A 24,684-nucleotide genomic window follows, 5' to 3' on the forward strand; every position below is an offset into this window, starting at 1 on the left:
TATCCAATAATTCAAGGGCGTATTTTTCATAAGTTTGAGTTATGATAATCAAAATCGCCATAGTATTGAATTATTCAAAGAAACATCCATGCCGGAACAGCGCAGCAAGCTCCTCACGCCAAAATCCTTTGAACTCCGACATCTGCGCTATTTTTGCGCGCTTGTAGAGGAAAAGAACTTCGAACGTGCGGCCGCGAAACTTGGTATTGCCCAACCGGGCTTGAGCCAACAGATCATGGCGCTGGAAACCATTCTCGGGGCGCCACTTCTCGACCGCTCACGCCGCGCTGTTCAGCTCACACAATCAGGCGAAGTGCTCTATCGCGAGGCTGTCAAAATCCTGATGCAGGTCGATGCGACGATGATTGCGGTCAATCGCGCCGGGCGTGGTGAGATTGGTCAGATCTCCATTGGTTATGTCGCATCAGCCGCCTATTCAGGCATTGTTTTCGAGACCATACGTAAATTTAAGGAGGAGTATCCCGACGTCTCCGTCAATCTGGTGGAGATGGAACTGCGGATGCAATTAACGCGCATTTCCGAAGGGCTTCTCGATATGGGCTTCGTGCGCTGGCCCGCGCCACTTCTGCCGGGCCTCACGAGCCTTGTGGTGAGAAAGGAGCCGCTTGTTGCAGTTCTCAGCGAAACGCACCCGCTGGTGCATCAATCGACCATCGAGCTTCCATCGCTCAAGGATGAAATCTTCATCACCCCGCGTCAGCCATCCGACATCGGCTTTCACGGCACAACAATCGAAGCGTGCCACAGCGCTGGTTTTGACCCCAGCATTAGTGCACAGGCTCTTGATTTTACAGAAATTGCCAGTCGCGTGTCGATAAGTATGGGCGTCGCTCTGGCCCCCAAATCCTTAAGTGCAGTAGGCTTGCCCGGCATTCGTTATATCGATGTAACAGGTATTCCCACCACATCAGACGTGGCCCTCGCATTTCGCAAAAACGAGGCGTCTCAATCAGTTAAAAGATTTATAGCAATGTGTAGACAGATAGAATTATGAGCAGAGTGCGGATGGAACCAATATCTTGCTTCGTCGAATGCTATTGCTGACTGGCTTCATATCTCTCGTGCGCAAATCATAAGCTGTAACGTCAATAGACTCTATACTTCACCAGTATGGCAGCGCTCCAGAATCTTAAGTGCAGTGCGCATATGTGGCTTATCAATCATCTGGCCATCGATGCGAATGACGCCAGCGTCGGGATTTTCCTTAAACGCACTTACGACTTTATTTGCCCAAATCACTTCCTCAGCTTTAGACGAAAAAGCATCATTCACAACGGCAATGTGATTTGGATGAATAATAGCCTTGCCAGCGAAACCATCGCGACGGGCCTGAACAGCTTCGTTCTCTATGCGCTGGATATCTTCAATATCAGTACAGACTGCATCAATGGCGTCAACCCCGGCCGCAGCAGCACCTGCCAAGCATAGATTTCGAGCCATCAAAAATGGCGCCGAATAGCTTGTCCCACTTCGGTTTTCGATAGCCCCCAATGACGCTGCAAGGTCTTCCGCTCCCCACATCATCCCGCAAAGACGATCACTTGAACCCGTGAATGATGCCATTTGAAATAGCGCCTGAGCGGTTTCCGTAACGATTGCAATTATTTTGGTTATTCCCAAACTCAGATTGTATGAGACTTCAAAAGCATCCAACCAATTCGATAGCAAGGTAACATCGCTTCCGCAGCCTGCCTTTGGTAATACAATACCGTCCGGTCGAAATGGCATAGCCGCAGCGAGATCATAAATACTCTGATTTGTATCGAGAGCGTTGATCCGTACAAAAAATTTCTGTTTGCCACGCGGGGCTTGCAACATAGTTGCGAGACTCAATCTCGCACTTTCCTTAGCAGTATGGGCAACAGAATCCTCAAGATCTAGAATAAGCGTATCGGCCGCACCATGTCGTGCTTTTTCAAATTTCCGCAAACTTTCGGCTGGAACGAAAAGATAAGAACGCATCAGGCAACCTGCCGTCTTTGCATCATTGCCATACGTCGGCAGATCGCGACAATATCGCCGTATTGATTGACGCAAGTATGCTCGAACTCGACCAGTCCGGCATCCGCACGAGATTTACTTTCACGGAGAGAAACAATCTTTGTTCGGCTGCGCAATGTATCCCCATGGAATACAGGTTTCGGAAATCGCACATCCGACATACCAAGATTACCTATGGTAGTACCCAGTGTAGTATCTTGAACACTCATACCTACCATTATTGCCAATGTATAAAGACTATTGAACAGAGGCTTACCCCACTCTGTTTGCGCTGCGAAATGCGCATCAATATGTAATGGCTGGGGGTTTAAAGTCATCAGACTAAAACTGATATTGTCCGCTTCAGTGACGGTTCGGCTTAATTCGTGCCGGAATTCTCGACCGATCACGAAGTCCTCATAATATAAACCCGCCATTCAGCGCTCCTCTCTCGGCAGCCTAATCTTCATTACAGTCATTTGGTTTGCAGTTCTGAACCCGGTAGCGCTGCAAGCAACCGCCGTGTGTAATCATGTCGTGGGGATTGAAAGACCTGCTTCGCAGTTCCCGTTTCTACAACCTGCCCCTTGCTCATAACAGCAATGTAGTTGCAGATATTCGAAGCAACTCGCAGGTCGTGCGTTATGAAAAACATCGAAAAGCCCAGCTCTCGCTGCAAAGATTGCAAGAGTTCCAGCACCTGCGCCTGAACCGTAACATCAAGTGCTGATACGGCTTCATCAGCCACAATAACGTCCGGCTCCAATGCAAGGGCACGGGCAATGCAAATACGTTGTCGTTGGCCACCGGAAAACTCGTGGGGAAAGCGTTCCATGGCGGAAGGCAGCAACCCCACCTGCTCTAAAAGCTCGCGAGCACGATGAACTGCGTCACTCCTCGATTTACCATGGCGCACAGGACCTTCGGTTAAAGACTGGCCGATTGTTCGGCGCGGATTAAGCGAGCTAAAGGGATCTTGGAAGATCATCTGGATACGATGGCGTACACTTGTCAGGGTCGCTGTATCGATTGCTAGCATATCCTTCCCTTTGAAGAATATACTGCCACTATCGGGCTGTTCAAAACCCAGGACAGTTTTCGCAAAAGTGCTTTTCCCTGAGCCTGATTCACCAACGATACCGAGTGTTTCCCCTTGAGAAACAGATAAACTTACACCATCCAGTGCAGTCACTTCCTGCTTTTTGCGAAGCCAGCCCTTTTGGCGATAAGTCAATCGCAAGTCACTAGCCTGAAGTACGACTGATGAGTTAGCCTCACTAGGAGGCAGATACTGAAAACGAGGCACAGCGGCGATTAACTCACGCGTGTAGGGATGTTGTGGATTGCCTATGATTTGATCCGGCAAACCACTTTCGACAGTTTTCCCCTGCTTCATAACTGTGACATGATCGGCGACATCTGCAACCACACCAAAATCATGAGTAATCATGAGAATTCCACTGTCATGCTTTTGCAGCAACTCGCGGAATAATAACAAAATCTGCGCCTGCGTTGTAACGTCAAGCGCTGTAGTAGGTTCATCCGCAATAATTAATGCAGGCTCCATAGCGAGCGCCATAGCGATGGTCACCCGCTGACGTTGCCCACCGGAAATCTGATGCGGGTAGCGTTTATACATTTCCTCCGGTGCAGGCAGATGGACATCCGCCATTAGCTCTATCACTCTCTTGCGAGTATCTACCGAACTCATGGAAGGTCTGTGAAGCTGCAAGACTTCGGCAATCTGATCTCCGAGGCGCATCACCGGGTTAAGTGCAGTCAACGGCTCCTGAAAAATCATAGCCATTCGATTGCCACGTAAGCTGTTCATTCGGCTGACACTCGCATTGGTGATGTCTTCACCATCAAGCCGCACGCTTCCTTGAACAATACGCAACGCATCAGGCAAAAGCCCCATAACGACAGACGCTGTAACCGATTTTCCCGATCCCGATTCCCCAACAACACAGGTAATTTCTCTGCGCTTCACCGTTAAAGACACATTATCCACGGCATAGGCACGATCAAGTCCACCAGGAAGTGCAACGCTTAGGTTCTCAACCTCTAGTATGGCACTATTGCTGCCAGTTTTGAGCGTCATGACTGAATCCTTGTCGTACGTGACAATCTTGGGTCAAGGCGATCCCGCAGGCTGTCACCAAGTAAATTGACTGACATAACGGTGATAGCAAGCATGAGACCCGGAGCAATAATCGTCCACGGCGCGCGTAAGAAAACCGTTCGACCATCGGCAACAATATTACCCCATGTTGGTGTACCTTGCGGAAAACCAACGCCCAAAAAACCAAGTATAGCTTCGGACAAAATAGCCGACGCAAAGATATAGGTGGTCTGCACGATCAAGGGTGCTACACAACTTGGCAGTATATGGCGTATAAGAATAAGAGGTGTGCGTATCGACATGCCAACAGCGGCCTTCACATACGGCTCCTCTCTGACGCTCAGTACGACGCTTCGCACCAAACGAACAACACGCGGAATTTCACTAAATGCTAGTGCGCCGACAATAGTTAGAAGACTTGGACCTAACAATGATACAACAGCGACTGCAAACAGAATGTTCGGAATAGCCATTATCGCGTCCATCAAGCGCATAATTAGTCCGTCGATTCGTCGGAAATATCCCGTAACAAGCCCAATAACGGTCCCTAGAAGACCACCAGAAAAGGCTGTCAGCAACCCCACCAATAATGATAGCTTTGCGCCATAGAGAGACAATGCAAATACATCTCTCCCCATCGCATCTGTTCCAAACCACGCGAGTTCTGAAGGTGGTTTCAATCGCATACGCGGACGCACCATTGTTAAATCCGCCGGGATGAACCAATGGGCTGCAAGAGAAGCCACAATTATAATTGCAAGTATCAAGCAACAAGCTATCGGCAGCATATTATTAGCTACGAAATTACGCCATTGTAACTTGGGCGAATGTAAAGAGATCGTCTCAGAAGCCACTGACCTACCCTCAATACTGAATTCTTGGGTCAACAACGATGTAAGCTATGTCAATAAGTAAATTTACTACAACATAGATCAGTGCAAAGAAAAGCATGAGCCCCTGAACAACGGGGTAGTCGCGTGCGAGTATTGCATCAATTGTAAGGCGTCCAATACCCGGAATATTGAAAACACTTTCCGTCACAACAACACCCGAAATTAGCATGGCAATACCTAATCCGATCACAGTGATGATCGGGATTGCAGCATTCGGCAGCGCATGCCGCCAAAGCATTCGAAAAGCTGGATTGCCTTTTGCTTTTGCGGTGCGGACAAAGTCCTGATTGAGAACATCCAGCAGGCTGGATCGCGTAACGCGAGCAATAAGTGCCATAAAAACAAGAGCGAGTGTTAGCGAAGGCAAGATCAAATGCCTTATAGCGCCTCCTAAATCAACCAGGGGGCTAACATAGCCCTGCACAGGTAAAAGCCCAGATTTGACGGAAAAAAACAGCATTAAAAGATACGCAACCACGAATGCAGGTATTGAAAAGCCGAGCACCGAAAGAGTCATCACAGCACGGTCCACCCATGTGTTATGCCGCCACGCAGCAAGTGCACCCAACGGCACTGCAACAACTACAGTAAGAACAATGGCAGACAGCGCCAGTATAAGAGTGGGCGCCAACCTATCTGCAATCAATGTTGTAACTGGCATACGAGACAGGATTGATTGCCCGAAATCACCTTGCAAAATGCCAGCAATCCACGTCAGAAACTGAATAGGTAGAGGTTGATCCAGCCCCATTTGCGAGCGCAAAGCTGCAACCGCTTCAGGTGTGGCCGTATCTCCGGCCATGATTGTAGCCGGATCACCGGGACTTAAACGAAGTAATAAGAAGACGATCAATGCTACGAACAACATAACTGGTATTGCAGAGACCGTACGAAGAATAAGTAGCCTTAGCATTAGCTTTTGCCCACTCCCCAGAGAATGGCGACAGGAGAGCTCACGTAATTTGCAAATTCAGGCCGGATTGCTGTGTACTGGTCATATGTGCCAAGCGGGATATAGAACACCTGCTCATAGGCGCGTTTCTGCATTTCAGCAGCAATCTCTTTTTGTTTTGCCGGATCAGATTCCTGCTGATAGCGCGTTTTAAGCGCTTCCGTTTCTGGATCAACAATAAACCCAGTGTAGCCATCCTTACCCCGGGCATCGAAGTTCATGTTGCCTAATGGAGATATCAGATCAATACCATCAAAGACAGCGTGAGCGAGGTTCCAACCACCGTCACTGACGGGCCCGGAATTGGCACGCCGGGTTAGAAAAGCGCTCCATTCCATGGTTTGGATCTCACTTTGAATACCAATCGAGCTCAACAACTGTTGGGTCATCGGCGCAAGAGCAGAAAACGAGGCAAGATCGCCGGGTGTGATAATAACAACCTTCTCGCCGTTATAACTCGATTCCTCAACGAGCTTCTTCGCACGTTCGATGTCCGGTGTACCACTATCAATGAACCCCGCATCGGTTTCCAGTGGGGTATTACACCCGAAAAGAGCTGGACATATTTTATAGGCGTCAGGGTCACCCACCACAACATCCAGATAGTCTTGCTGTGTTGCTACTGCTTGCACAGCCTGTCGTAATTTGATGTCATTAAAGGGAGGTTGCGCCCAATTAAAACGAATAGTTGAGATCGTTGGGCTGCCCTTTGGCTGAAGCGAAATATCGCTTCCCGTAAAATTGATACGATGATCCGGATTAATGGATTCCATAATATCAAGTTCACCACTCTGAAGAGCGCTCATTGCCGTGTCAGGGCTTGGAAACCAGATCGCTTCGATCCGGTCAACATTCGGCACCTTTCCACCTGCAAGACCATCAGCGGGTTCGGTACGCGGAACATATTTCTCGTTTTTAACATAAGTCCAGCCAACACCGGGACGAAACTCTTCCTGCACAAAACGAAATGGCCCAGAGCCCACTACTTCTTCCAGCACAGTCGTTGGGGGAAGATCAGCAATGCGCTTGGGCATAATGAAAAGAGGTATTGACGACGGGCGAGCAAAGGCTTCAAGCATGATACCAAATGGTTCTTTGAGAACTATGCGAAAGCTTTTATCGTCCGTCGCTGTGATCTCGTTTGTTGCCGCCTGCAAGCGGACACCAATTACATCTTTTTGCCACCAGCGTTTAATAGAAGCAATTACATCTGCTGATGTTACCTTCGCGCCATCATGAAAATCCAGTCCGTCTCTCAAGGTAAAGTCCCAAGTCAAACCGTCATCAGATGTCTTCCACTGATCAACCATTTGGGGCTGAGGCATATATTTGGAATCCATGCTGAACAGATTATCGTAGACTAGGAATGCATGGTTACGGGTGACATATGCGCTCGTGGTAACAGGATCAAGAACCCGCAAGGCCGCGTGTGGCGCAAAACGCAGGACACTCTGCGATGCTGCCAAAACCGGACGAGTTGCCGCAAATAGAATAGCGCCTCCACCTAAAAAAAGCGCCTCACGACGATTCAATTTCATATCACCTTCTCCTCTGAAGATCGTTTTTTATTATTATCTATCGTTTCTTTATCAGTAGACTTTGCCCCGCCGGGGATCGGGCCAGAAAGAGGTATTGGCTCTGGCGGGTCCACCACCTGCTGCCATTGGCACACCATCAGCGCGCCAGCAAGACGCCCCAATCATGGTTCCATTGGATAGGAATTGGATTGCACCCATTCCGCCAGCAACGTGAGCGACCGGCAGGACGCGATGCCCTCTCGCAGATAATCCCTCGCGCACTTCATTCGAAAAGCCGTTTTCAACTTCGACTTCCTGCCCCCATGTGAAAACACGGGGCGCTTCTACTGCCTCCTGCAACGACATGCCATGATCAATCAGATTGATAACAGCCTGCATTGCGGAAGCAGGAATACGATGAGCGCCAGGCAAGCCCAACGCGAATTCAAGCTTTCCATTTTTTTTGCCGATTAGAGCTGTTATCCCGCTGGTAATTCGCTTACCCGGAGCAAGGGAAAGTGCTTTCCCCGGATGAGGGTCGAACAAATACATATAATTATTAGGAATAATCCCGGTGCCGGGGATGACCACGCGCGCACCAAACAGACTATTAATAGTCTGTGTTGATGTTACTACATTTCCCTCTCCATCAGCAATTGTAACATGCGTTGTATTTGCAGACTCAATAGTGAGAATTTTCGCTTTTTGCACACGCGCATGGTCTGGATCGAAATCATCTGCCCGCTCCCGAGCATATTCCTTGGACGTCAATCGCTCCAAAGGCACATCCACGAACGCTGGATCTGCGGTCACGGCTAGACGATCAGCTGCAGCGATCTTCATTGCCTCGATCAGTCGATGCAAGGTTTCAGACGTCCCAAATCCACCTTCGGAAACATCGTTAGATTCCAGAAGATTAAGAACCTGAACAGTCTGCACACCACCTGAACACGGCGGCGGCGGACCGAAAATATCAAAACCCCGGTAAGTTCCATGAACAGCTTCACGACGAACGACCTTGTACTGTTCTATGTCTCTCTCAGTGACCCAAGTTCCAGAGGCCGACAAAAATTGACGCAAATGTTCGGCGAGTTCACCCTGAAACAATGCATCTGGCCCGCCGGCTGCGATGGCCCGAAGTGTACGTGCGTAATCCTTCTGAATGAGACGCTCGCCTGCTTTCAGAGGAACACCATTAGGAAGGAAAATCGCAGCGATTGCGCTATCAAGTGCAAGATCTGGCGCAATTTCTTCTATACAAGTTGCAAGATAAGGTGAGAGGATAAAGCCCTCTTCAGCGTAACGAATGGCTGGGCCTATAAGCTGTGTAAGTGGCAACCGCCCGAAATTGGAAGCCATCTCACACCATGCCTTAAGATTACCAGGCACAGCAATTGCTTTCGGGCCAACGCGGTTCTGGCGACCTTTTGTCTCCATATAATCAGGCCAGCTGTCGGAGATGGGTATATAACTATCAGCTCTGGTTTGAGCCGGAGCGGTAGCGAGGCCGTCGAAAACATCTATTGCGCCATCCGCGTGATGAACCACCGCGGCCCCACCACCAAATATGCCAACCATCATTGGTTCGACTACGGTCAACGTGAAAAGCGAGGATACAGTAGCATCAAAAGCATTGCCGCCCGCGGCAAGCATTTCCATTGCCGCAGCTGAGGCCAAAGGATGGTTGGTAACCGCCACTCCAATAGTACCGGAGACTGAACCCTTTTCACATTTAAAAATTGATCCCGCCCGCTTTGTCCAGTCTGCCAACGTAATGCCTTCCAACTTCGCGAAAATGAGCGATAACGCCTTGTGATAAGCCGATTTTCAACTAATTTCGCCGTGATCCCGTTTATGGTTGTGACGTAATCATAGCTTCGTCATAACAGCATTAAATGCCAGCCGACCCTTCATCACAATACGTTCCCAGAGCGAATTTCATAACTAATACTTATTAGTTGAGAGGGATAAACTCATCAATCATTCGCAGGCGACTGAAAGTAGCGACGCGCAACGGAAACAAAAGTTCGCACGATTGGAGAATGATCACTACGTCTGAATGCAACAGCAAGTTCGGCACGTGTGCTAACATCTCTTATTGGTCTGTAAACAACAGACGGCAGCTGAACACACTGAATGGACTGTGGAACCACAGCAACACCAAGTCCCACCGAAACCATACTGGCAATAGTCGTGAAATCTCGCCCTTTGAGCCCAAACTCAGGCTCAAATCCAGCAGCCTGACAAGCCAAAGTTGTGTAGTAATTGAAGCTGACTTGTGATGGGTGGTCCGGAATAATGAACTTTTCGGCTTTTAAATCATTGAGAGCGACTTCATTCCGTTCTGCAAGCAAATGATCAGCTGGCAAAGCAATCATTAAGTCTTCATGCAGGATAGGAATAGACGCAATACTCGTCGGCAAAGGAGCAGGTGGGCGAATAAACCCCACATCCATGCGCCCGTCTCCGATCGCATCAACTTGACGCAGCATCTCCAATTCAGAGATTTCCAGCTCGACAGAAGGATGTGTTTTGCGAAACTCTCCAATCACACGTGTTAGCATGCCGGTATAGGCAGCCGAGCCAACATACCCAACAACTAGCCGCCCAACTTCACCGCGCGCAGCACGCTTTGCTGTCTGGGTCGCAACCTCAAACTGGGCAAGAATTTTTCTGGTATCTTCAAAAAATAATTCACCCGCAAGCGTAAATCGTAATTTTCGACGCGACCTGTCAAAAAGCCGAACTTCAAGCAGCTCTTCAAGAATCTTGATTTGCTGGCTTAATCCCGGCTGCGCGACATTTAATCGATCAGCGGCACGAGCAAAGCTCATCTCTTCCGCAATAGCTAAGAAGTAGCGCAAATGCCGTAATTCTATATTACCTGCGCCTCTGCGTCGTACATTATCCACGTGCTGCTCGCTGTCATTATTACAAACAGCTTGCAGTTTAAGCGAGCGCTGATCCATTGCAATGCTACATCATAACTCAAGCAACGGTCATATGACTTGATATTCCGATTACACCGTCAGCTGAAAGGGCTTCAATTTCAGTATCAGAGTAGCCAATTTCACTTAAAACCGAATGCGTATGCTGGCCTAAAATGGGTGCTGGAGACGAATGTTTTGGTTGTGTGCGGCTCCACGTCGAGGGCACACGCATTGTTTTAACCGCGCCTTCCACTGAATGTTCCTGATGTTCGAAGAAGCCAATTGCTTTAAGATGCGGATCATCCATGATAGTCGAAAGAGAATGAAGCGGCGTGTTCGGAATATCCGCTGTATTCAACAATTCATGCCATTGCGCCGTTGTGCGCAGTGGAAAAATCCGACGCAACAAATGATTGATCTCGTCGACATGCTTCTGCCGACCGGAGAAGCTCTCAAAGCGTGGGTCGATAAAAGCTTCCTCGTTTTGCACCAAAGACTTGAACCGTTGCCAATGCTGATCAGTATATAGTACGACACCTATATACCCGTCAGAGGTTGGGAATGGCTTTCTGCTGCTCGATAGCAAGCGCTGATATCCGCCTTGATCAAGAGGTGGATCAAAAGAAAGCCCTCCCATATGATCACCAAGAACAAAGCTCACCATTGTCTCGAACATTGGCACGTCTATGCGTTGGCCTTCACCCGTTTGATCACGATGCCTCAAGCCTGCAAGAATGGCAGTCGCCGCATGAAGACCAACAATTCGGTCTGCTATGTTAATTGGAACATATGATGGCGCATCACCTGATGCCTGCGCCAACAGCATAGGTATGCCGCTGGCAGCCTGAATAAGATCATCATAGGCTGGTCGATCTGCATAGGGCCCGTTTTGGCCAAACCCAAAAGCACCGACGTAGAGCAATCCCGGATTCTGCGCGGCGATATCTTCGTAACCAAGGCCGAGCCGTTGCATAGCCTTTGGACGAATATTGTAGAACAGCACATCACAAGTTTTGGCAATCTTCAGCAGCGTATCACGTCCAAGTTTTGTTTTTAGGTCAATGGCGACACTACGCTTGCCAATGTTAGAGTGCATAAATATGCCACCCATGCTACCACCACGAGAAGCACCGGCACTGCGCAAAATATCACCGCCAATAGGTTCAATTTTGACAACATCAGCTCCCATGTCGCTAAGAATGGTAGTAGCATAAGGCCCCATTAACACAGACGTCATGTCAAGGATACGAATTCCATCAAGAGGACGCATCTGTTTATCTCCAATTACTGGCTTATTTGGGAAGTAGGCACCGGTGGATCATAAGCTTGAATTGGCGGCAGAACGCCATCAAATCGCTCCACCTCAACAACGGTCACTTGCCCACAGCACCCCTGAGCCAACTTTGATGTACCTACATCTCGTGTGACGAGATTGGGGTTTCCATGCCTACATTCCCAAATGGAGGCCAAAGGATCAATGGGATCAAACCATGCGCCAGTTGATAGATTAACCACGCCTGGCATGACACCATCTGCAACAACAACACCAGCCAGACATGCACCCCTTTCATTGAATATCCGAATAATGTCACCATCACGAATGTTACGTGCTTTTGCATCACTCGGATTCATTCGAGCGGGCTCCCGCCCCCGAATTTTCGACGACTGGCTATAAGCACCGAAATCGAGTTGGCTATGCAGTCGAGTTGCTGGCTGATTAGCAATTAAAGTTAACGGATATCGTTGATCGGGCACTTCATCAGGAGAAAGCCAAACAGGGTGACCTGGACAATCATCATAGTTGAAACCAGCAATTTTCTCAGAATAGAGTTCAATTTTGCCGCTTACAGTTGGCAATGGTTTTGTGACGGGATCGTTTCTAAAAGCTCTGAGAAGTCCTCCGTCATCCGGAGCAGAAGGCAGAGCGATTTCGCCACGCTCCCAAAATGTAGCAAAGTCTGGGGCGTCATAACCATATTCTTCTAATGCTCGACGGGTGGGCTCATAAAGATATTCCATCCATTGCTTGGCATTTCGCCCTTCAGTAAATAGATCAGCACTTCCCATGAGTTGAGAAAGAGCTGAAAAAATATCGTAATCATCCCGCGCCTGCCCCGCGGCAGGGGCGAGCTTGCGCATTGCAATCAAACGGGGGTCCGTTGCAGCTGCTGCAATATCTTCTCGCTCAAGCGTCATTGTTGCGGGCAAAACGATGTCTGCAGACCGCGCCATTGGCGTCCAGGCGTTTTCCTGTACGATAATTGTTTCGGGCACGGCGAAAGCATGCCTTAATCTATTGAGATCCTGATGATGGTGAAAAGGATTTCCACCTGCCCAGTATATAACGCGAATTTCTGGGTAAGTCATTTCGCGACCGTTATACTGATACTTACCACCAGGGTTGAAAAGCATGTCACAGATACGCGCGACGGGGATAAAATTTTCCACACCGTTCTTGCCCTGTGAAAGAGTTGGAATGGGCACGGCGTTTACACGCCGGCCCGTATGCCCCATTGCACCGAGCGCATAGTTATATCCCCCACCAGGCAAACCTATTTGTCCGGTCATGGCGGCAAGGGCCAGACCGGCCCAGACCGGCTGCTCTCCAAAACGCGCCCGCTGCAAAGCGTGAGCAACAGTCACCAATGACCGCTTTTGCGACATCTCTCTCGCCAACTCAGAAATAGTTTCTACCGCAACACCCGATATATTTGCAGCCCATTGCGCCGTCTTTGGTTGTTGGTCGTCGCAACCTTCAAGATATCTCGCAAAAATATCAAACCCATTGCAGTGACTTTGCAAAAAGTCTTGATCATGTAATCCACTTACCAGCATTGTATGACAGAGGCCCAACATAACAGCGACATCTGTTCCGGGCTTTATTGGATGCCAGATAGCTCCGGCTTCAGGAGGAAAATCATCCCGCAACGGGCTAAAAAGATGGAAGCGGCATCCACGTGCTGCGGCCTTTTCCATGGAGCCACGTTCTATATGTGTTGTGATACCACCACTTGCAATATTGGAGTTTTTAAGAGCCATCCCTCCGAAAGCAAGCACGATATCCGTATGTTCCTCTACTTGTTCCCACGTTACGTTTCGGCGCGATAATTCTTCAAACGGCCCCATAACATGCGGAAGAATAACGGATGATGCGCCCGCACTATAGCTATTGACCGAACGTACATAGCCGCCAATAGCCATGTTCAAAAAGCGGTGAACCTGGCTTTGGACATGGTGAAATCGACCCGCACTAGACCACCCATAGGACCCACCGAAAACTTTGTCCGCACCGTACTGATCACGAACATCAGCAAGCGTTTGGGCAACAATCGGGAGAACCTCATCCCAATCCATTTCAACAAATGTATCACTGAGATTTCGAATTCCCGATCGTGCGCCGCGTTCCAACCAACTTTTTCTGACTGCAGGTTTAAGAATCCGGGCTTTGTGCCGCAAAACATTCGTAAGGTTTCCCAGAATCGGTGAAGGCTCTGGGTCTGCGGGATGAGGAAGAATATTGAGGTGCTTACCATCCCATTTTGCTGTGAATGAGCCCCAATGCGCCGAGTGCGTCTTATGATCGGACATGTCGCGGCTTCCTCATCATGCTGAAAACTTAATCTGGCGTACGTCGAAACACTGTTATTCTGACGCCGACAAAGACAGCCTTCCAGTATGCATTGAGCATGACTTCGATAATCATCGCTTATTGGTCGCAAGCCTCAACTTGAAAGCTAAACCATTCACCGCTTTGCTGGGAGCTTAAATCTCACCCTAATCACTTAATAAAGAACATACTGAAATGACTATTTATCATCATATCCAACAGCGAACTTTTATGTCTACTAAACATCGCCTTCCTGACGAACTGTAATCGAATTTTCATCTGCTTGCTCAGCATCAATAGACCCTTGAATCAGTTCTTCCGTGACGCGAAGTTCGGCACCAACCGGTGAAAATGGTGTGGCCGGAGCAAAGGGAGCAGCTGGTATAGATTCAGGACGAACACCTCGACGCCAAATGAAAAACAACGCCATTAAAGCATTGAGCGCACACATAGACCAGAACAGGCCTGCCGCGCCAAATTCAGACATGACAGGAGAGATAATGAGTGGGCTAACCATAGACCCAAGTGAATTGATCAACAACAGCCCTTGAATCATACGAACAAGCGAATCCGCAGAAGTGCTGTCAGCAGAAAAGCTGACCGCGACTGGATAGATGGCAAATATTCCACCTCCGAGAAGAAAGAATACATAAATTAATAAAGGTGATGACGACGGCATTACAATAATAAGAGCGGAAAGCAGAAAACACGCGATACTGAGCGTGATCAACACAATCCGGCGGTCTTGCCGATCAGACCAACGGCCCACCGGATACTGCAACAACATCGCACCAAGAATAACGCTGGCCATCATTTTTCCAACGTCACTAACATTGAGACCAATGCGCTGCAGATAAAGTGGCAACAGTGAATAAACTGCAGCAATCGCAATACCGGAACCAAAGCAACCGATCACACCACTCGGCGTCATGCGCAAAAGCTGGATCGGTTTGATAGGTTCGGCTCGCTCTACAACTGGCGTAACTTTCGGAAGAATAACTATAGGAAGAACAGATAAGGACGCCAACATCCCCGCCACCATGAAAGGCGCAACATCTCCCATAGCATTAATACTACCAAGAAATGCTTGTCCTATCATACCTGATCCGTACAATGCGATCATATAGAGTGCCAGAATGCGTCCGCGGATCTTCTCATCAGAGGCTAAAAGCAACCAACTCTCGATGACAAGAAAGACTCCAATCGCGGCCCAGCCATACAAGAAACGCAAAACAAACCAAAACCAAATATCAAAATACATGCCCTGCAACAAAACGCTGACAGCAATTAGCGAAGCAAAGCTGCTATAGGCACGGATGTGGCCAATGCGTACGATAAGGCGATCATGGAACAAAGCACCAATCGTAAGACCAACAAAATAAGCGGATGAAACAACGCCAATCATAATAGGAGAGGCACCGGCAGCATCGAGCCGCAAAGTCGTCAATGACGAAATAAAGCCATTTCCAATACTGACAACAAATAAACCAAGTAATGGCGCTAACAACATAGCCAGCAATTGCGGAGACATTGCAACCTCAATAAAGCGAAAAACAAGCCCTTTGATTACAGAAACAATGCATTCTCTGGCTTTACTACCCAAAACACTTGATTCTGGTGCCAGCTTATAAACCAGAAATTACGCCATGCAAGGCTGTGAGTTAAATATAAATACAAGCATGTTTACAATCTATGGGGCTTTAAATGTGCCCGATAGCAACCATCCCTAATGACAAGTATGAATTTGGCAAGGATGGCACTAATGTCTGCGTTCAAGCCTAGCCCGATCGTAATACCCAGCGCAAATAATAGCATAATCAAGGGTACACTCACGCAACGCCATCCCACTGCGTGATACCGAGCGGCTTTTTTCTTAAAATGATGCGTTCCGCATAGAGCACATCAAGCGTGCAGGTTCCACTTAGTATCACCACTACTGGAATATTGATCTTATCTAACTACGAGAACCCCGGACGCCAAAGGCCGTCCGGGGCTTCTGTTCGTTGTTCTCAATCAGGTGCTACCACTTCACTTTGAAGCCGACATTGCCTTTGATTGCATAGCTGTCACCGAAGTTGTTGAGGCTGGTATTGACGAGGCCCTCACCATAGATCGAATATTTATCGTCGTTCCAGTTGTAAGAACCACCAAGGCCCAATCCACCCCATACCCGATCATTGCGGCTCGTGAAGCTGCTTTCCGCAACAGTCACACGCGTGCCTTTGAGAAACTCGTAATAGAGATTAGCAATCCCATACACCCGTGTCCGATCCAGCATGCCATTGGCATTCTGCCATGAGTTCTCATGATCAACCGTCAGACCAAGACGACCCTGCAAGCTCTCCCCACGATCAAGGCTGACATCCGCATCAAATGCATCCGTGAATGCATCAAAATCAACATTGGAATAGGTCAGCTGTGCCTGTGGTGTCAGTGACCATGCTTCGTTGATGGCAAAGCGCTGTCCGCCTTCAAGTGATAAAGCATAGCCAAAGCCGTGATTGTTATCGGTGAGGCCTGTATTGGCGGTCGTTGAGTGAAGATCACTGCGATACCACGTCACCTGACCCTGACCATCAAGGTAAAAACCATTCTCGCCATACCAGGTAAGGGTTCCGCCAAGACCATAGCCGTCCGTGCTGATATCACCATCGCCATGGGCTGAATTCGTTTTCGTCTTGCCATGGGCATAATGCACCGTGAAGCCACCAATCAGCTTGCCGTTTTCGGTCTCCGTCAGCATGCCATCAATACCAGCCTGCATTTTGAAGACATTCTGGTTATAATTGGTGTCAGAGGTCGAAAAGCGCGGCTCCATATGGTTATGCGAACCTTCAATACGGCCCCAGACGCCATTGCCGTTGATTGCAGCACCGGCTTCATCAGGGGCTGCATAAAGCGAGCCAATCGCATCAGCACCCTGTACAACCACACGATTGCCATTGCCCGACCAGACACGGTTGCCGGTACGCTGCTGCAAGGTTGCAACACCATTCAGGCCAAGCAGAGCTTGCGGATAGGCTTCATAAACCGGAACACCAGCCTGATAGAGTGGTTCTTCAGATTCACCCGGGATGAACTGCGAGCGGAGATACCAATCTCCATCGTCAGGATCAGATACAGATCCATGAACTAGCGCATATGCATATTCACCACCAACGACCACTTGTTGACCAGATGTCGTTTGGTAATCTCCGATCAGGCTAAAAATACCTTCCGATGCCCCACTAACCTCAATGAGCTTAATGCCCTCAACCGTAAGGTCACCATCGCCATCAAGATTATTCACGATGACGCTGGTCAAGCCCTTTGTATCACCAACAACAATAAGTCTATCTGTGGCAGAGTTATCATCCTCCAATATTGCATTGAAATGGATATAACCACCTTCGCCATTATAGTCGCTTTGTACAGTAAGAGTTTTGAAGCCAACGTCCGTGTTAGAAAATATTATATTGCCGTTGTTTTCCAGTGAATTGACAGCAGAACTACCTGTGACGAACCACCTACTTGTATCATCCAGCGACAGTGAATTTAATATAAGCGTACCATTATCCCGCGCGGCGCCTGACCAAGCAGAGTTTTGGGCGAGCACAAAATTAGCGGAACCGCTGCCGATGTCGACATCACCCGACAACTCAGACGCCGTAACATTAACCTCCGCAATCCCCATGGCATACTCACCATAAAGACCACTTGAAAAGAGTAATGCATTTGAACCCGACCCTGCGACGAGCCTTGAATCAGAGATAGTGACTGTGGTTTTGGCACTACCTAAGATTCTGAGGACGGCGGCATCCTCAACGTTGATTTCGGTCCTTGTGAGATTCACCACATTATTGTCAGCTCGACCTGCACGGTTCTCATCTTCAAAGCCTATGCTGTCGCCAGTGGATTCATAATCTCGCTCAACAGATTCATCATCAACGACGGCAATGGTTCGTTTAAAACATCAAGGCTATCACCCAGTGAATTAAGTGTTATAATATCTGAAATATTATAACCCGCTGTATAGATACCAGCCGCATTGGTGCCGGTTGTTTCAATCAGCGTGTCAGATATATTGATTTCAGTGCCCAGCATAGCCGCTACGCCATGGCCACCAAGTCCAGTTGTCCTGATTGTGCTGCTTCCCGTCAGGTCAATACGACCTGTTGCCTGACTGTAAACACCGACACCGCTTTCACCAGACGTCGCGATAGAAACTCCAGCCGCTCGAATGTCGGAGCTTGACGTCGCAACCAGACCATAAGCTTGACGGCCACTTGTAGTAATTGTTGTCCCCTGAACGACAACGTGTGAAGGTACAAAACTTGAAGAACCACCATTACTCGAGCCGATGCCATGTGCGCCGGCACCGTAAGTAACAATACTTCCGCCTTCAATGAAAGATCGTGTATTAATGTTATCAATTCCGGTCGCATTATTACCATGTGTAATGATATTAACATCTTTTACACGAAGGCGTTCAATATCTGAGTTCGTGTAATCCATGACAGCATTGATGCCAATGCTATTTGCTGTCCACGTTTCTATTTGCCCGTTGTTCAGTGTCAAAAAGTTTTTATTCTCGGCATAAACGCCGAAAAGATGAGTTTTGCTCGACGGTGCACCTACACTCTCATCCCAACCGGTTGAAATATCAAAACTCTCTGCAAAAGCAGTGGAGTCACTGACAACAACTCCGCGGCCGCTGGCAGTCTTAATGATGCTATCAGACAAATTCAGTGTCGCATTGAGGCTGCCGAAAGTGCCTCGCGAAGTAACGCCGACAGAACTGGTGCCAATTGTTGTAATGTTCAGATTGCGTAGAGAAATATTGCTATTATTCTGACCGTAAACTGCGGAGCCGTCTTTATCTGTAGCTGCGACAAGAGCAGGTCGACCTTCTTGTCCTGTGATACTGACTGTTGCACCGACACCCGCCTGAACAGTGTATTTGCCACTCTCTAAATTCAGGTCGGAAGAATCAATCGTAAGGGTAGAGTTTTTAATGTTGATCGCCGGATTACTATCCGATGAAATATTGATAACCTGCCCAGAAATTTCTTGTGACCCACTATTCAATATAATTGGCTGGGTAATCTCTTGAGCGACAGTTCCTCCCGATCCAACCAAGATGATAAGAGAGGAAAGCAACAAGGTTTTTTTGTGATTTCTCACAAGGTGGCATGAGCCTTTTATATTACCGACCATTAAATGACCCCCACATCAGATATGCGATGATCAAGTAATACGTTTATTTAATATAATGCAAATAAAATATGACATTCAAAAATATCAAAATACTGAATTAATTGGTCACTTTCCTGTATTATTTATAAATAAACAACATCACAATACTACCATTAGTTGTTTTGAAAACAAAGGGGTTCACAATAACAGATATCGCTATTACCCATCATCCGGCTATGCATACATAGCTCGTACAACATATCCAGAAGAGCTTTCAAACGGCAGCAGAATATTGAAAGCTATAACTGAAAAACAAATCCAATTGCAACCAAACAGCGAATTGTCGCTGCGCAATATCAAGACTTGCTCAAGGCATACAGTTAAATTTGGTAAATTCTATCAGCTCGCTTTTATTTATGCTGAAACCTGAAGCCTTAATGGTCAGCGTTCCAATCATCGTGTCATTGCACAACATAATAGATGTTGGCTTTTTTCCAGGTAACGTCATATCGCAGATAGCGCCAAAGCTTTCATTCCGCTCCTGATTCTGTATGTCGACCATTAACTCGCACGTTAACTTGGCAGAGATACCCAAATAAGCGAGATCTTTCTCGAAACTACTGGCTTGCGCTGACATTTGTTGTGAATTGCTAATATCGCGCACTTGCAAAGGGGCAGCAGCCACTGGCGCCATTGAGAATGCAATGGCAGACACACAGATACCAACCAACCGAAAATGCATAATATCACTCCTCACTATTATCTCGAATAATTAAGTACCTGTTACTAAACATTCCGGTTTTCTGTCAATTTTAAATAAATCATGTTGTTCTGTAGCGATCAAAGCAAGATTTATAATCGGGTAATGTCTATCGAACATAAACATTGGAAAAGCGGCCACTACAAAAGGCGCAGTGGCCGCCTTATCGACAATATTGGATTGCGTCACATAATGACTAATGCGTTCATATGAAATTCAAGCAAGTTTATTTCGCTGCAAGTAGTTCCGCAACGTTCAGCAATATGAATTCGTTATTCGCAGCTTCGCCGATCTGGCGACCGCCCGAGAATGGCAGATTATTGTCATTGGCGATCAGGATATGCGTATCGTCAACGCGCATCACGTCTTCAATGGTGAAGAACGGGAAGGTAAACTTGCCCTTGAGGTCGCGTGCTGCTGCAGTCTTCAGGATTGCTTTGTCGTCAGGGTCCTGAATGTCCATCAGATTGATATGACCGATACGATGGATGTAACCGTCAGCGTCGATCTTCGATGTATCGACGAGAACGATGTTCTTGACCTTGGCTGGCAGAGGGTAGCAAGCAGAAAGATCATCGGTCTTGCATTCAAGGCTTGGATCGCCTTCGCCATTGTCACGCTCGATGACCAGCGCGCGGGAGTCGTCAATAAAGTTAAAATCGCCGATAGCGGTTGCGCCTTCAGCCAGACGGAAACGGTAGCTATTGCCGGTCCATTCGCCCTTGCCGGTGTCGAAAGTGATGACGCGCAGGAAATCGCCTTCCGGCTTACCACTGTCGTCATAAAGCGGCTTTTCAAGCATGGCCCAGAGCTGGTTGGTCTTTGGCTGCAATGCCATGCCTTCATAACCGCCCGAACGCTGAACGCGATAATCCTTGCCGGCAGCGGCTGGTACGACGATGCCCGGTGTATCCGGTCCTGTCAGTTGCTTACCATCGAGCATGGTTGGATAGACGGCTTTTACGCGGCCATCGAGACCAGCGCGAATGATGTAAGGGCCAAACTCATCACCAATCCAGATCTCGTCATTGAGATACTGAATGCTTTCCGGGTCAAAATCCGCACCTGTCAGGTAACGGCCATCGGTGCCTTCATAAGCGATGCGGAACGGCACTTTCTTGTCGGGATCGCGCAGAAATACCGATTCCACGCGCTCAACCTTGCCGGTTTCAAAATCAGGCTTCATGCGGTGAAAGAACAGCAATGCATCCGGGCTGTTGGCCTTGGTACCAAAACCGTTGTCGGTCAGTGTGAAAATGCTGCCATCGGCTGCGCGGTTCATCGCGAAACCTGACATGCCCTGTACCGGCTGGCCGATGAAGGGAAGCGAGATGCCTGTGGTGTGGCTGCCATAGGCCTTGCCGACATCGCCCATGACGCTCATTGGCTTGTCATTGCGTGCCTTGCCGGTGAACTTGCCGGAAACCCATGCGTCGCGGGGTGCATCGGCAGGCGGTGTTATCAGCGTCAGAGCTGGCAGATAGGCGTGACCTGCCAGTTTAGCGGTGAATGTCTCTTCAGCCATGGCCGAAGACGTCATTGCAATCGTGGCAATGGAAGCGAGAAGATAACCAAGGCGCATAAGGGACCCCCTAAATTGCGAAACAAACGCAATGGTCCTTAAAGGGGCCCTGTGACGGGTGATTATCATCACGATTAAGGTTTGATGACAGCTGCTAAGGAAGCTTGATCACGACGAACTGGGTAAACTGGTCGGCATTGAAATTATTGTCGGACGCGATCACCAGCGTTTTCGCACCATCGATTTCTGGACCCCATGTGATGGATTCGATATTGTCGATATCGAGGCCGAACGTTCCTTCATCAAGACGCAGCAAGAGTTCTTTCTTCAACGGTGTGGCTGCGATCCCCTCAAGCGATGATTTGCCGTTCACATCAGTCGCACCATCGAAGGATGCGCGATAAATGCTGATGCGGTTGCCCACGCCGTGAGCGTAGCTTCGCTCCACAGTGAGAAGATTGGGCCCATCCGTCATGAACTCGCTTAATCCATTGTCGTTCCAGAAAGGCGGCAGCGTTGCCTTTGCGAAAACCGGATCAGTTTCATAGACATGCTCGGCGGTTGCTTCGCCCGATGCGATATCGAAGGAGATGATGCGCGACTTGCTGCCTTTATCAAGCGTGGCAATCTCACCATCCTGAGCCAGAGCATTTTCAGTGCCTGCAAGCAGCGTCTTGCCGTCGGCTGTGATGGCGAGACTTTCAAAAGCCAGGTTGTTTCGCGTGCCACGCGTTTTATTCTCATCTGGCAAATAGGCTTCCGGCAGTTTGAATTCACGAACAAAGCTTCCATCGAGCTTCATTTCACGAACAGAAGGCTCGCCTTTGCGGTCGCCTTCGCTAGACCAGTAAATCGTCTGGCTTTCAGGGTTGAAGCGAATGCTTTCCGCATCGACATCCTTGATTGCAAAAGGCTTTCCCTCGGCATCAAGCAGAGTTTTGGTTTCCAGAATATCCAGCCCGTGAATACCGGATGCGTCGATATCTAGTTTAAGCTTGTAGAAACGGGCAGGTGCCTTCTCTGAACGGTCATCGGAAATCGCATAATAGACATTTTGGGCCGGATCGTAATCAAGGCCGGAAATGCCGCCAAACTCAACGCCATTGAGTTTCAGGCCGGTAGGCAGAACAAACTCGCCGACCAAAGCGGGCACTTTTTCTTGCGCAAAGACAGGCAGGGCTGTGCTGAGCAGAAGTGCAGTTAATGGAATGATCGAGAGCGTTTTGCGTATCATATGTCACCTGTCTGATTGATCCGCATAGGCTAACTCGGCTTTTTTACAGACACATGAAGCATGGGGAAGATTTGCAAGCTCCCGTAGCTGGCAAATCATCTTTCACCAAAAAATCGGCTGACTGTTATACCACTGTCATCTAGTTTTCTTATCAGCCTCCCCACACGCATTACACAGTGGGGATTTTCTGATATGCGCAAACTGCTTCTTGCTCTCGCCTCAGCAACCATGCTGACGACTGCGGCTGGTGCTGCAACCGTCTATCCAATTGACCGGGCGACAATCCTCGTCAATTCGCCATTCGATTTCAAGGTAGAGTTCGATAAGGTCGTTAAGCCAGAGGACGTGAAAGTTACCGTCAATGGACAGGACTATGAAGCTGTATTTGGCAGCAAAGCCGAGTTTACCGCTGAAGAAAAGGGCGCAGAAGACAAGGTTCTTGGCTCGGCCCTGATCCTGCGCAACCTGAAAATCGGCAAGGCCGGCGATTACAAGGTTGACGTTTCTGCTGGCGACGAAACCAAGTCGGTCAACTGGGATGTGTATTCGACCGGCAATGAAGCCAAAGCCAAGAACATCATCTTCCTGATCGCTGACGGTCTGTCGGTCGCGCACCGCACCGGCGCGCGCATCATGTCGAAGGGCATGAGCGAAGGTAAGGCCAATGGCCGCCTCAACATGGACGATATTCCACCTGTTGCTTTCATCGGCACTTCGTCGACTCATTCGATTGCGACCGATAGTGCCAACACCATGTCGGCTTACATGACGGGCCACAAATCACGCGTGAATGCACTCGGCGTTTATGCCGATCGTACACCTGACAGCCAGGACGACCCGAAGGTTGAAACCATTGCAGAAGCAATGCGTCGCGAAACCAAGAAGTCCATCGGCATTGTTTCGACCTCCGAACTTCAGGACGCGACACCGGCCGCGCTGGTCGCACATACCCGCAAGCGTTCCGACAAGGCTGATATTGTCGGCATGATGTATGATGTGAAGCCTGACGTTATTCTTGGCGGCGGTTCTGCTTACTTCCTCGCCAAGGATGTTCCGGGTTCCAAGCGCAAGGACGACAAGGATTATATCCAGCTGTTCAAGGATGCCGGATATGCGCTGGTCACAAGCAAGGACGAGCTTGCTGCATCGGGTGAGTCCAATCAGGACAAGCTGCTCGGTCTTTTCCATACCGGCAACCTCGACGTGACGCTTGATCGTGAGTTCCTCAAGAAAGGCACGGTTGACAAGTTCCCGAACCAGCCGGGTCTGGTGGAAATGACCAAGACAGCTCTCGAAAAGCTCTCCAAGAATCCGGAAGGCTTCTTCCTGATGGTTGAAGGCGCATCGGTTGATAAGATGAGCCATCCGCTTGATTGGGATCGCGCGCTGGTCGAAACCATCGAGTTCGACAAGGCTGTTGGCGTTGCCCGCGAATTTGCCGAAAAGCACCCGGACACGATGATTATCGTCACCGGCGATCATACCCATGGCGTTGCCATCATTGGTACAGTCGATGATGAAAAGCCGGGCGATGAAATGCGCGAAAAGGTTGGCACTTACGATGCCGCCGGATTCCCGAATTACGAAGACTCCAATGGCGACGGTTATCCGGATCGCATCGATGTTTCGCGTCGTCTGTTCCTCGCCGCCAATAACGGCCCGGATCATTACGAAACCTTCCGCCCAAAGATGGATGGCGCCTTCGTGCCAGCCGTTAAGAACGAGAAGGGCGAATATGTAGCCAATGAGGCTTACAAGGATGTTCCGGGCGCAGTCTTCGTTCAGGGCAACATCCCTAAGGAAGATGACACCGGCGTTCACGCGGTCGATGACGTTGTTCTTCAGGCAACGGGTCCAGGTTCCGAGGGTCTGCGCGGCTATATGGAACAGAGCGATGTTTACCGTGTGCTTGCTGACACCTTTGCGCTCGGCAAGGCAAAGTCTGAGTAATCTTCGTTTTATTAAGGACAG

18 protein-coding genes are annotated in these 24,684 nt (G+C 48.9%); 2 read left to right on the forward strand and 16 right to left on the reverse strand.

The features are described from left to right. Positions 1-88: 88 nt before the first annotated feature. Entirely contained in the window at positions 89-1,015 is a 927-nt protein-coding gene (locus tag J2782_RS17825) for a LysR family transcriptional regulator (RefSeq protein WP_310014992.1), read from the forward strand. A gap of 101 nt (positions 1,016-1,116) precedes the next feature. On the opposite strand, the gene J2782_RS17830 is transcribed toward J2782_RS17825, so the two are convergent. From J2782_RS17830 to J2782_RS17905, 16 genes are all read right to left on the reverse strand, one after another. After that, positions 1,117-1,983, reverse strand: a complete 867-nt coding sequence (locus J2782_RS17830) for an HpcH/HpaI aldolase/citrate lyase family protein (RefSeq protein WP_310014994.1) — start codon at positions 1,981-1,983, stop codon at positions 1,117-1,119. Further along, the gene (locus J2782_RS17835; protein WP_310014996.1) at positions 1,983-2,438 is read right to left on the reverse strand and encodes a MaoC family dehydratase; all 456 of its coding nucleotides are present in this window, start codon (positions 2,436-2,438) and stop codon (positions 1,983-1,985) included. Before J2782_RS17835 ends, J2782_RS17830 begins: the two co-directional genes overlap by 1 nt. A 38-nt stretch (positions 2,439-2,476) precedes the next feature. Beyond that, a complete protein-coding gene (locus tag J2782_RS17840; RefSeq protein ID WP_310014998.1) occupies positions 2,477-4,102 on the reverse strand; it encodes an ABC transporter ATP-binding protein in 1,626 nt (541 codons plus the stop codon). Continuing rightward, the gene (locus J2782_RS17845) at positions 4,099-4,824 is read right to left on the reverse strand and encodes an ABC transporter permease (RefSeq protein WP_310015001.1); all 726 of its coding nucleotides are present in this window, start codon (positions 4,822-4,824) and stop codon (positions 4,099-4,101) included. Before J2782_RS17845 ends, J2782_RS17840 begins: the two co-directional genes overlap by 4 nt. A gap of 163 nt (positions 4,825-4,987) precedes the next feature. After that, positions 4,988-5,929, reverse strand: a complete 942-nt coding sequence (locus tag J2782_RS17850) for an ABC transporter permease (RefSeq protein ID WP_310015003.1) — start codon at positions 5,927-5,929, stop codon at positions 4,988-4,990. Then, a complete protein-coding gene (locus tag J2782_RS17855) occupies positions 5,929-7,308 on the reverse strand; it encodes an ABC transporter substrate-binding protein (RefSeq protein ID WP_310015005.1) in 1,380 nt (459 codons plus the stop codon). Before J2782_RS17855 ends, J2782_RS17850 begins: the two co-directional genes overlap by 1 nt. 249 nt (positions 7,309-7,557) lie before the next feature. After that, positions 7,558-9,183: a gamma-glutamyltransferase gene (gene ggt / locus J2782_RS17860; protein ID WP_310015008.1), complete on the reverse strand. Its 1,626-nt coding sequence runs from the start codon at positions 9,181-9,183 to the stop codon at positions 7,558-7,560. Positions 9,184-9,461: 278 nt separating this feature from the next. After that, positions 9,462-10,454 (reverse strand): LysR family transcriptional regulator, encoded by a 993-nt coding sequence (locus J2782_RS17865; protein WP_310015010.1) that lies wholly within the window; start codon positions 10,452-10,454, stop codon positions 9,462-9,464. Positions 10,455-10,473: 19 nt separating this feature from the next. Next, the gene (locus J2782_RS17870) at positions 10,474-11,685 is read right to left on the reverse strand and encodes a CaiB/BaiF CoA transferase family protein (protein WP_310015011.1); all 1,212 of its coding nucleotides are present in this window, start codon (positions 11,683-11,685) and stop codon (positions 10,474-10,476) included. Positions 11,686-11,699: 14 nt separating this feature from the next. Beyond that, positions 11,700-14,003, reverse strand: a complete 2,304-nt coding sequence (locus J2782_RS17875) for a molybdopterin-dependent oxidoreductase (RefSeq protein ID WP_310015012.1) — start codon at positions 14,001-14,003, stop codon at positions 11,700-11,702. Positions 14,004-14,260: 257 nt separating this feature from the next. Then, positions 14,261-15,625 carry an MFS transporter gene (locus J2782_RS17880; RefSeq protein ID WP_310015014.1) on the reverse strand — a complete coding sequence of 455 codons (1,365 nt, stop codon included), beginning with the start codon at positions 15,623-15,625 and terminating at the stop codon, positions 14,261-14,263. A gap of 417 nt (positions 15,626-16,042) precedes the next feature. After that, positions 16,043-17,695: an autotransporter family protein gene (locus J2782_RS17885; protein ID WP_310015016.1), complete on the reverse strand. Its 1,653-nt coding sequence runs from the start codon at positions 17,693-17,695 to the stop codon at positions 16,043-16,045. Between the two features lie 203 nt (positions 17,696-17,898). After that, the gene (locus J2782_RS17890; RefSeq protein ID WP_310015020.1) at positions 17,899-19,218 is read right to left on the reverse strand and encodes a hypothetical protein; all 1,320 of its coding nucleotides are present in this window, start codon (positions 19,216-19,218) and stop codon (positions 17,899-17,901) included. A 346-nt stretch (positions 19,219-19,564) separates the two neighbouring features. Continuing rightward, positions 19,565-19,939, reverse strand: coding sequence for a hypothetical protein (locus J2782_RS17895; RefSeq protein WP_310015021.1), 375 nt, complete (start codon positions 19,937-19,939; stop codon positions 19,565-19,567). Between the two features lie 244 nt (positions 19,940-20,183). Next, positions 20,184-21,539 carry an esterase-like activity of phytase family protein gene (locus J2782_RS17900; RefSeq protein WP_310015023.1) on the reverse strand — a complete coding sequence of 452 codons (1,356 nt, stop codon included), beginning with the start codon at positions 21,537-21,539 and terminating at the stop codon, positions 20,184-20,186. A 94-nt stretch (positions 21,540-21,633) separates the two neighbouring features. Further along, positions 21,634-22,713, reverse strand: a complete 1,080-nt coding sequence (locus J2782_RS17905; RefSeq protein WP_310015025.1) for an esterase-like activity of phytase family protein — start codon at positions 22,711-22,713, stop codon at positions 21,634-21,636. A 192-nt stretch (positions 22,714-22,905) separates the two neighbouring features. On the opposite strand from J2782_RS17905, the gene J2782_RS17910 reads away from it, so the two are divergent. Beyond that, positions 22,906-24,663: an alkaline phosphatase gene (locus J2782_RS17910; protein WP_310015027.1), complete on the forward strand. Its 1,758-nt coding sequence runs from the start codon at positions 22,906-22,908 to the stop codon at positions 24,661-24,663. The last annotated feature ends 21 nt before the right edge of the window (positions 24,664-24,684 follow it).

Origin of the sequence: Brucella pseudogrignonensis, assembly GCF_031454375.1 — a bacterium.
Classification (GTDB): domain Bacteria; phylum Pseudomonadota; class Alphaproteobacteria; order Rhizobiales; family Rhizobiaceae; genus Brucella; species Brucella pseudogrignonensis_A.

Bases quoted from the DNA above. Each gene is read 5' to 3' on its own strand.
- J2782_RS17900 (WP_310015023.1), bottom strand. From the start codon at position 21,539: ATGCGCCTTGGTTATCTTCTCGCTTCCATTGCCACGATTGCAATGACG.
- J2782_RS17910 (WP_310015027.1), top strand. From the start codon at position 22,906: ATGCGCAAACTGCTTCTTGCTCTCGCCTCAGCAACCATGCTGACGACT.
- J2782_RS17840 (WP_310014998.1), bottom strand. From the start codon at position 4,102: ATGACGCTCAAAACTGGCAGCAATAGTGCCATACTAGAGGTTGAGAAC.
- J2782_RS17905 (WP_310015025.1), bottom strand. From the start codon at position 22,713: ATGATACGCAAAACGCTCTCGATCATTCCATTAACTGCACTTCTGCTC.
- J2782_RS17895 (WP_310015021.1), bottom strand. From the start codon at position 19,939: ATGCATTTTCGGTTGGTTGGTATCTGTGTGTCTGCCATTGCATTCTCA.
- J2782_RS17875 (WP_310015012.1), bottom strand. From the start codon at position 14,003: ATGTCCGATCATAAGACGCACTCGGCGCATTGGGGCTCATTCACAGCA.
- J2782_RS17835 (WP_310014996.1), bottom strand. From the start codon at position 2,438: ATGGCGGGTTTATATTATGAGGACTTCGTGATCGGTCGAGAATTCCGG.
- J2782_RS17825 (WP_310014992.1), top strand. From the start codon at position 89: ATGCCGGAACAGCGCAGCAAGCTCCTCACGCCAAAATCCTTTGAACTC.
- J2782_RS17870 (WP_310015011.1), bottom strand. From the start codon at position 11,685: ATGCGTCCTCTTGATGGAATTCGTATCCTTGACATGACGTCTGTGTTA.
- J2782_RS17830 (WP_310014994.1), bottom strand. From the start codon at position 1,983: ATGCGTTCTTATCTTTTCGTTCCAGCCGAAAGTTTGCGGAAATTTGAA.
- J2782_RS17845 (WP_310015001.1), bottom strand. From the start codon at position 4,824: ATGGTGCGTCCGCGTATGCGATTGAAACCACCTTCAGAACTCGCGTGG.
- J2782_RS17850 (WP_310015003.1), bottom strand. From the start codon at position 5,929: ATGCTAAGGCTACTTATTCTTCGTACGGTCTCTGCAATACCAGTTATG.
- J2782_RS17885 (WP_310015016.1), bottom strand. From the start codon at position 17,695: ATGGGGATTGCGGAGGTTAATGTTACGGCGTCTGAGTTGTCGGGTGAT.
- J2782_RS17890 (WP_310015020.1), bottom strand. From the start codon at position 19,218: ATGGTCGGTAATATAAAAGGCTCATGCCACCTTGTGAGAAATCACAAA.
- J2782_RS17865 (WP_310015010.1), bottom strand. From the start codon at position 10,454: ATGGATCAGCGCTCGCTTAAACTGCAAGCTGTTTGTAATAATGACAGC.
- J2782_RS17855 (WP_310015005.1), bottom strand. From the start codon at position 7,308: ATGGATTCCAAATATATGCCTCAGCCCCAAATGGTTGATCAGTGGAAG.